Genomic DNA, 8,497 nt, shown 5'->3' with positions numbered 1-8,497 from the left:
GCGGCGCGGCCGCGGGGCGGCGCGTTCGACGTCCGCGGGGGGCGGGCGAGGTGGTTGCGCGCCGCCCGGGACGCGGGCGGCCACGGCCCGGTGCGGCTGGTCGACGACCTCGTCGACTCGCGGGGGTCGCTCGCCGAGGCTGGGCGGGTGCTGCGCGAGGCCGGCGCGCAGGGGGTGCTGCCGCTCGTCCTCGCCCAGGCCGGATGAGCCGCCGCGGTCAGCGCTCCGCGCGGACGATCGCCAGCACGGCGTCGCGGAGTGCCTCCATGGTGGCGGCCGTGCGGGCCTCGCCGTTGTAGCGCAGGAACGGCTCCGTGTTGGACGGGCGGAGGTTGAACCACCACGTGCCGTCCTGGGCGGCGACCGTGGTGCCGTCCATGCGGGTCACCGTGGTGGCCACCCCGGCGAAGTCCTCGTGCACGGCCTGGCCCTCGCCGACGCCCTCGCCCACGGCGGGGGCGAACTGCGCCACCACCGCGGCCACGGCGGCGTCCTTGTCCTCGACCTGCGAGTTGATCTCGCCGGAGGCCACGTACGGCTCGTACTCCTCGGCCAGCTCGGACAGCGGCTGCTCCTGGCCGCCCAGGGCCGCCAGCACGTGCATGGCCGCGAGCATGCCGGTGTCCGCGTTGAAGAAGTCGCGGAAGTAGTAGTGCGCGGAGTGCTCGCCCCCGAACACGGCGGACTCGGCGGCCATGACCGCCTTGATGAAGGAGTGGCCCACGCGGGTCTCCACGGCCCGGCCCCCGTCGGCCGCCACGAGCTCGGGGACGGCGCGGGAGGTGATCAGGTTGTGGATGACCACGGGGGTCTGCTCGCCGTCGGCCTTCGCGCGGGCGATCTCGCGGCGGGCCACCAGGGCGGTGACCGCGGAGGGGGAGACCGGAGCGCCCTGCTCGTCGATCACGAAGCAGCGGTCGGCGTCGCCGTCGAAGGCCAGGCCGATGTCCGCACCGTGCTCCACGACGGCGGCCTGCAGGTCCCGCAGGTTCTCCGGCTCCAGAGGATTGGCCGGGTGGTTCGGGAAGGTGCCGTCCAGCTCGAAGTAGAGCGGCTCGATCTCCAGCGGCAGGGCGGCCAGCTCGGCGTCGCCGAGGACGGCCGGGGTGGTCTTGCCCGCCATGCCGTTGCCCGCGTCCACCACGACCTTCAGGCGGCGCACCCCCGTCAGGTCCACGAGCGAGCGCAGGTATGCGGCGTAGCCGGGGAGGATGTCCTCCTCCGTCACGGTGCCGGTGGTCTCGGCCGCGGGGATCTCACCGGCGTCGAGGTAGGCCTGGGCCGCGTCGCGGATCTCGAACAGCCCGGTGTCCGAGGAGACCGGCACGGCGCCGGCCTGGGCCATCTTCATGCCGTTGTACTCGGCCGGGTTGTGCGAGGCGGTGAACACCACGCCCGCGGCCTGCTTCACGCCCGCCGCGTAGTAGAGCATGTCCGTGGAGATCAGCCCCAGGGTGACGACGTCGGCGCCGCGGCGCGTGGCACCCTCGGCGAAGGCCGTCATGAACGCGGGCGAGGAGGGGCGCATGTCCCCGCCGACCAGCACGGTCTGACCGGCCAGGCCCAGCACGTCCACGAAGGCCGCGCCCACCGCGCGGACGCTCTCCGCCGTGATGGATTCGCCCACGATGCCGCGGACGTCGTACGCCTTGAAGGAGTCGTGCAGGTCGAGGGAGGGGGTCGAGGTAGTCACCCGACCGATCGTAGTGGACAGCCTGGATACAGTGAGGGCGTGCCCCCGACCACTCCGCCCCCGAGCGCGGGGCCCCCGGCCGTCCCGCCGTCGGGACCCGCGCCGGCCGCTCCCGGGGAGCCCGCGTACCGCAGGCTGCTGATCGGGCTGTTCCTGGCGGGGGTGGCCACGTTCGCCCAGCTCTACTCCCCGCAGGGCCTGCTGCCGCTCGTCAGCGACGACCTGGGCGTCCCCGCGGACCGTGCCGCCCTGCTCGTCTCCGCCAGCACACTCGGCCTCGCCGTGTCGGTGGTGCCGTGGTCCGTGGCCGGGGACCGGTGGGGCCGCCGACGCGCCATGGTGGTCTCGATGGTCTCCGCCAGTGCGTGCGCGCTCACGGGCGTCCTCGCACCCACGTTCGAGGCCATGCTGGGCCTGCGCCTGCTCGAGGGCATGGCGCATGGGGGCGTCGCGGGACTCGCCGTGGCGCTGCTGGCGGAGGAGGTGGTCCCGCACGCGGTCGCGGCTGCCGCCGGCACCTACATCGCCGGCACCACCCTCGGCGGGCTCTCCGGCCGGCTCCTCGCCCTGCCCGTCGCGGAGGCGTCCTCGTGGCGCGGCGGGATGCTGACCGTCACCGTGGTCGGGGTGCTGTGCACGGTCGGCTTCCTGGCGATCACGCCGCGCGCCCGGCGTTTCACGCCGTCGCCCACCTCCCCGGCGACGCTCGTGCGCATCGTGCGCGGTCACCTGCGCTCGCCGGAGCTCGTCGCCGTCTACCTGCAGGGGGCGCTGCTGATGGGCGGGTTCGTGGCGCTGTACAACTTCGTGGGGTACCGCCTGCTCGACCCGCCGTTCTCCTGGACGCCGACGGCGGCCGGCCTCGTCTTCCTCGCCTATCTCGCGGGCACGTGGTCGTCGCCGCGCGCGGGTCGGCTGGCCGCGCGGGTGGGACGGCTGCCCGTCCTGGCCGGCGCGACGGCGGCCATGGCGGCGGGCGTCGCCCTCACGTCGGTGCCGCATCCGGCGGTGCTGGTGCCCGCCCTCGTGCTCGTGACGGGCGCGTTCTTCGCCGCCCACGCCGTCGCCTCCGCGTGGTCCGGGACGGCCGCCCCCACGGGCCGCGCCCAGTCGACCTCCCTGTACAACTTCGCGTACTACGCCGGCTCGAGTCTCTTCGGCTGGCTGGGCGGCGTGTTCCACGAGTCCCACGGGTGGCCGGGGACGGTGCTGATGGTCCTGGCCCTGGTGCTGACCGCCCTGGCGAGCGCCGTCGTCGTGCTGCGCGGACGCGGGACGGCCCCGGCGCGCTGAGCCGGGGCCGTCATGGGGGCGGGTGTGAGCGGGCCGCCCGGCGGGTCACCAGCCGAGGTTCTCGGCATCCGTGCCGGTGGCGGACCGGGCCTGGTCGCGCCAGGCGGCGAGGACCTCCGGGTCCTGCAGCTCGAGCCACGCGATCATCTGCTGGTAGGTCACGCAGTAGGTGTCCTCCTCGACGCACACCTCGCGCATGACCTTCTCCACAGCCGGGTTGAACGCGTTGAGACCCCAGTCGTTGAAGTGGTTGCCGAACACCAGCGGGGCGCGGTTGCCCGCGAACGCCGAGTCGTACATGTAGCGGTAGGTGCGGTACTGGAAGTCGGTGAGTCGGGCGACGTCCTCCGGGATGTCCTTGCCGCCGTTGCCGGAGATCCAGAAGTTGTAGTCCATCGCCATCACGAACGGGCTGGCCGCGTCCTTCTCGGCGAGCACGGGGGACCAGGTCATCGGCATCTCGAACTCCCAGATCCCGTCCTCCTGGTAGGGCCAGGCGACGCCGGAGGCGGCCGCGGCACGCGACGTGTCGTACTCGAGTCCGTTGTCCTTCCACATCGGGACGAGCTGGTCCCACTCCCCGTCGAGGCAGGGCAGGCGTCCGCCCTTGACGTCGTCGGGGGTGACCTCCAGCGCCGGCAGGGAGCTGCCCGGGTTGTAGGCGCCGGGGTCGGAGAGGATGTCCGTGAACGAGCCGTACTCCTGCTTCCATTCGGCCGTGGACCACTGGTCTGCGCCGTACCTCGTGGGCGCGCACAGGTGGCCCGCGTAGTGGGTGCCGATCTCGTGGCCGGCGGCGTGGGCCGTGTTGATGTTCTCGATGCGCTGCGCCACCTCGGCCTCGTCGCCGCCGAACTCCGTGCCCACGTAGCCGGGCTCGTTGCCGGGCGCCGTGTAGTTCTCCCGGTTGGCGGTCTCGATGAGGTTGATCGCGGACTGGAACACCGTGAACTTCGCGTCGGAGTCCGCCGCCGCGTCCAGGAAGGTCTTCCAGCGCACATCCTGACGGCCGCCGTCGAAGGAGAAGAGGACGAACTGCGGCGGGCGCTCCTCCGCCGTGAAGGCCCGCATCGGCACGCCCTCGTGGGAGCGGGCGGCCAGGGGGAGCGCGGGGTCCGCGGGGTCCGCGGCGGCCGACGGCGAGCCCTCACCGGACGACGCCGCAGCCTGCGAGGAGGCCGCATCCGAGGACCGTCCCTGCGACGACGAGGCCTCCGAGCCGTCCGCAGATGCGGGCGACGAGACGGCAGCGTCCGTGGAGCCCGAGGACCCGGCCGCCGTCCCCTCGTCCCCCTGCGGGGCGGCACAGCCGGCCAGCACGAGGGCCAGGGCCACCGACGTCCCCCACCAGCGGCGTCGCCGGGGCGAGGGGGTGTCGACGGTGCGGGCGGACGGGCGGGGAAAGGACATGCGGTCTCCTGGCTCGGTCGAGTGGCGGGCGGAGTGTCTCCTCCCTGGCCGCCGTGACCAGACACGGAGAACTCCACGTTCCACCGTAGGCGAGGCCCTCGGTGGCTCTGGGGCCCCGGCAGAACTGTGACCAGGTTGTGATGTGGCGCCGCGGCCGCCGGCATGGCCCTCGCGGGCCACACCTAGACTGGAGGCATGGAATATCTCGTCCCTGTCCTCGCGGTGGTCGTCATCGGCGCCCTCGCGTTCGCCGCCGCCCGGTGGATGTCGGCCGGTCGAGCGCGTCAGGCGGCGGACCAGCGCACGCCGTCCGGTCGCGGGCTGGACATCGGACCGGAGCGGGCGCGTCTGGCAGCGGGGCTGCTGGACGAGGACGCCCATCGGCGCGTGTACGGGCACATCGCCCAGAGCCGCGTGATGGAGGCCGTGCGCGACTACCGCGCCCACACGGGACGCGGCCTGAAGGACGCCGTCATGGACGTGCAGTCCCTCGCCGTGCATCCGCAGGTCTACTCCGAGCCGGTGCAGGAACCGGACGCCACGTCCGCCGGAGCCGCGGGGCCCGTTCCCGGCGGCCATGGGGAGCCCCACCGGGACGACGCGGCCCCGGCCGACACCCCCGGGCCGAAGCGGCCCGGACAGGATTCGAGCGGGCGGGGGGAGCCGGACGCCCAGACGCCCGATCGCGAGACCTCTGACGCCGTGGCCGAGGACGACGCCCGGCAGGACAGCGACCACGCCTCGGCCGCGCCGCGTCCGACGGCGCCGTCCGCCGACGAGTTGACGACCCTGACCGTCCCGGCCGAGTGGACCGCCGCCCCCGCTGAGGAGGAGCTCCCCTTCGAGGTCGAGGTGATGCGGGGGACGGAGTCCGTCCGGCTCTCCTCGCGGGACCTGCCGCCGTGGCTGCGCGACCAGCTCGCCGCCATGGTGCGGGACGGCAACCTCGAGTCCGCCGCCGTCCAGCTGTCCAGCCACTCGGAGCTCTCCGTGCCGGAGGCGTACGAGCTGCTGCGCCGCATGCGCGAGCGTCGCGGGGAGGGCTAGTCACCAGCCGGTCGGTATGTCAGGTCCCCGCGTACAGACGCGAAGAGGGCCGGAATCGCGTGGATTCCGGCCCTCTCTGGCGGAGACGGGGGGATTTGAACCCCCGGCCCAACTTTCGTCGAGCCCTTCATTAGCAGTGAAGTCCATTCGGCCGCTCTGGCACGTCTCCTCCATCCGGCGCGCCTCGCACGGGGCGACGCGCGGTCAGACCGGTTCAGTTTAGCGCGCCAGGCCAGGGCAGGGCAAAGGAGCGGCGTGCTCACGGACGGATCACCATCGCGCACGAGCGGGGCCCCGGATCCATGGATCCGGGGCCCCGCGTGATCTGTCAGCCGTCCGGCCTGAGGCCGGCGCGTCTGGTCAGATCAGATGCGATCCTTGCGGCCGTCGAGGTCGCGATCGGTGGCGTCGCCGTCGATCTTGACGTCCTCGTGGCGGACCTCCTCGCTCACGGTCTCGGTGTCCTGCACCTGGCGCTTGCCCAGGGAGACCTTCTCGGCCTCCACGGTCTTGTTGACGACCGGGGTCTCCTCGTAGGTGGTCACCTCGACGTCGCCGTCGCGGCCGGCGGTGCGGGCCTCGGCGGAGTTCGGATCGACGGACTCGCGCTCCACCACGACCTCCTCGCGGGTGACGGGCACCTCGACGGTCTCGGTGGTGGTGTAGGCCTGCTTGCGCAGACGGACGCGGCCGGTGGCGCGGCGCTCGGTGCCGACGTTCAGGTGCTCGTCCTTGACGACGACGGAGTCGGCGTCGGTCACGTCGCGGCGGTCGCCGTCCACGACGGCCTCGTCGCGACGGTCGGCCACGCCAGCCACACCCGCAGTGCCGGCCACGCCGGCGGTGCCGGCATCGGTGCGCACGTCGTCACGACGCTCGTCGCCGTCGTGATCCACGGCGGGGTACTCCACGACGGAGTACTCCAGGGAGTAGTACTCGTAGATGCGCTGCTCCTCCTCGGGGGTCAGCGAGCCGTCGGCGTCCACGTTCGGGGCGTCCTTCACGAAGGACTTCTCGAAAGGCACCGTGATGCCGTCGGCGGTGATCTGGGCCTGCTGCAGCGGGACGAAGGTCTCGCGGGCGCCGAACAGGCCGGTCTTCACCGTGATGAAGGTGGGCTCGTTGGTGACGTCGTCGAGGTAGACCTGACCGACGGAGCCGATCTTGTCGCCGTCGGTGGCGAAGACGGTAGAGTTCTGCAGCTGGTCGAGAGCGTTGCGGTCCATGAGGAATTCTCCTTCTGAATTGGTGTTTTGTTGCCTTACGCTCATTCACAATTCCCCATGGGCCCGAGTGGCGTCAACCATCGGCCCCCCAGATTCCCAATTCCCAGACTTCTCCCAGAATCTCGACGTGATCCGCATGATTCCGCGGATTCTTCGTCCGGGCCTGCTGTGGATCCTGGGGGATCGGTGGGAGTGTGGCGCATGCGGTCCGCGACTCTTGACGGCCACCGATACTGTGTGGAATACGCGCGCTGCAGGCGTGAAAACGATCCCGAGGAGAGTGGAGGCCCCATGTCCGAGCCCCTGGTGGCCGATCGCCGCCTCGCAGTGGTGGGAGCCGGCCCCCGCGGCGTCATGCTGCTGGAGCGGATCCTCGCCCGACTCGAGGGCGCGGCCCCGGACGCACACCCCCGGCGGCTGCGCATCGACGTCGTGGACCCCTATCCGCCCGGGCCAGGGCGGGTGTGGCGCACGGACCAGTCCGAGCTGTACCTCATGAACACCCCTGCGTTCTTCCCGACCGCGTGCGCCGCCGACAACCCCGGTCTGCGCCCCTCCACCGCCGCCCAGACCTTCGACCAGTGGCGTCGCGTGCACCCGGAGGCCAGCCTCGGCGTGCGCCGCCACCAGTACCCGGCGCGGGCGGTCTACGGGCGCTACCTCCGGCACCTGTACAAGGACGTCGTGGCGGGGCTGCGCACCCGTCCCGAGGTCGTCGAGGTCGTCGAGCACCGCGCCGAGGCCACCGCCCTGCACCCCCGGCCCGACGGCGGCGCCCGCCTGGAGCTGCGGGACGCCGACGGTGCGGTCTCCGCGCTCGACGCGGACGCCGTCGTGCTCTGTCTGGGCCATCAGCCTGCGGAGCTCAGCCCCGGCCAGAACCGGATGGCCGCCGCCGCGCGGGGCAGGGACGAGCTGCACTACCAGGGCCCGCAGATCCCCTCGGACGTGGACTGGGAGACCGTGGAGGCCGGGGCGGACGTCCTCGTGCGGGGCATGGGCCTGAACGCGTTCGACCTGCTGGCCCAGCTCACCCAGGGCCGGGGCGGGGTGTACCGCCGCACCGGCGACGGACCCGGCCGGGCCCTGCGGTACGAGCCGTCGGGGGACGAGCCGCGCCTGCACCTGATGTCCCGCCGCGGCATCCCGTACCTGCCCAAGGCTGAGGTGGACGCCTTCGTGCCCCGCGGCGTCACCCTCAGCTACCTCTCCGACGCCGCCGTGGACGCCCTCGCCGCCCGGCACGGGGCCCTGGACCTCGCCGAGCACCTCTGGCCGCTGCTGCACCGCGACGTGGTCCGGCACTACTACGCCACGCTCGTCCGGGCCCAGCCCGAGATCCTCGGCGGCCCCGTCGAGGCGCGCCGATTCCTCGGGGAGCTCGTCGGCCAGCTCGAGGAGGCCGGCCGCGGCGCCCCCGTGACCTCCGCGCACGCCGAGGAGCTCCTCCAGCGGTACGCCCCCGGCCGGCGCTTCCTCGACATCCTGGCCTATGGGTCCCCGTTCGAGGACGCCGTGTTCGCCTCCCATGAGGACTATCAGCGGGCCGTCGCGGAGCTCATGGAGCAGACCTGCGTCGAGGCCGCCCTCGGGGAGGAGTCCCCGTTCATGATGGCCGTCGGCGCGCTTCATGCCGGCCGACTGCGGATCAAGGCGTGGGTCGCCGAGGGCCGGATCACCGAGGCCTCCCGCATCCGGGACGTCCAGGGCTGGTTCGAGCCGCTGGTCGAGGGCCTCGCCTCCGGCCCGCCCCTGTGGCGCGTGGAGCAGATGCTCGCGGTGCACCGGGCCGGCCTGCTCACCTGGGCCGGCCCCGCGCCCGTGGTCA

The 8,497-nt window shown here is 72.9% G+C and carries 7 protein-coding genes and 1 tRNA gene; 4 read left to right on the top strand and 4 right to left on the bottom strand.

Going from position 1 to position 8,497, the window contains the following annotated elements:
• Nucleotides 1–207 (top strand): hypothetical protein (locus D8M29_RS06060; protein ID WP_148111533.1); only part of this gene is annotated, 207 nt, incomplete at its 5' end.
• Nucleotides 208–217: 10 nt separating this feature from the next.
• Here D8M29_RS06060 and D8M29_RS06055 read toward each other — a convergent pair.
• A complete protein-coding gene (locus D8M29_RS06055; protein ID WP_127435519.1) occupies nt 218–1,693 on the bottom strand; it encodes a phosphomannomutase/phosphoglucomutase in 1,476 nt (491 codons plus the stop codon).
• A gap of 141 nt (nt 1,694–1,834) precedes the next feature.
• Here D8M29_RS06055 and D8M29_RS06050 point away from each other — a divergent pair, with 141 nt between their 5' ends.
• Nucleotides 1,835–2,986, top strand: coding sequence for an MFS transporter (locus D8M29_RS06050; RefSeq protein ID WP_255420491.1), 1,152 nt, complete (start codon nt 1,835–1,837; stop codon nt 2,984–2,986).
• 45 nt (nt 2,987–3,031) lie between these two features.
• Here the strand turns inward: D8M29_RS06050 and D8M29_RS06045 are convergent, their stop codons facing one another.
• Entirely contained in the window at nt 3,032–4,396 is a 1,365-nt protein-coding gene (locus D8M29_RS06045) for a hypothetical protein (protein ID WP_127435296.1), read from the bottom strand.
• Nucleotides 4,397–4,591: 195 nt separating this feature from the next.
• Here D8M29_RS06045 and D8M29_RS06040 point away from each other — a divergent pair, with 195 nt between their 5' ends.
• A complete protein-coding gene (locus tag D8M29_RS06040; RefSeq protein WP_127435297.1) occupies nt 4,592–5,443 on the top strand; it encodes a hypothetical protein in 852 nt (283 codons plus the stop codon).
• 77 nt (nt 5,444–5,520) lie between these two features.
• On the opposite strand, the gene D8M29_RS06035 is transcribed toward D8M29_RS06040, so the two are convergent.
• Nucleotides 5,521–5,612: transfer RNA gene (locus tag D8M29_RS06035), tRNA-Ser, on the bottom strand.
• A 196-nt stretch (nt 5,613–5,808) separates the two neighbouring features.
• Nucleotides 5,809–6,669: a PRC and DUF2382 domain-containing protein gene (locus D8M29_RS06030; protein ID WP_127435298.1), complete on the bottom strand. Its 861-nt coding sequence runs from the start codon at nt 6,667–6,669 to the stop codon at nt 5,809–5,811.
• 291 nt (nt 6,670–6,960) lie between these two features.
• Here D8M29_RS06030 and D8M29_RS06025 point away from each other — a divergent pair.
• The coding region (locus D8M29_RS06025) for an FAD/NAD(P)-binding domain-containing protein (RefSeq protein ID WP_148111532.1) at nt 6,961–8,497 on the top strand (1,537 nt) is incomplete at its 3' end.

Origin of the sequence: Micrococcus sp. HSID17227, assembly GCF_003989405.1 — a bacterium.
In the GTDB taxonomy this organism is placed as follows: Bacteria; Actinomycetota; Actinomycetes; order Actinomycetales; family Micrococcaceae; genus Micrococcus; species Micrococcus luteus.
This window is presented reverse-complemented; position numbering and strand designations above follow the sequence as displayed.

Bases quoted from the DNA above. Each gene is read 5' to 3' on its own strand.
- D8M29_RS06040 (WP_127435297.1), top strand. From the start codon at position 4,592: ATGGAATATCTCGTCCCTGTCCTCGCGGTGGTCGTCATCGGCGCCCTC.
- D8M29_RS06045 (WP_127435296.1), bottom strand. From the start codon at position 4,396: ATGTCCTTTCCCCGCCCGTCCGCCCGCACCGTCGACACCCCCTCGCCC.
- D8M29_RS06030 (WP_127435298.1), bottom strand. From the start codon at position 6,669: ATGGACCGCAACGCTCTCGACCAGCTGCAGAACTCTACCGTCTTCGCC.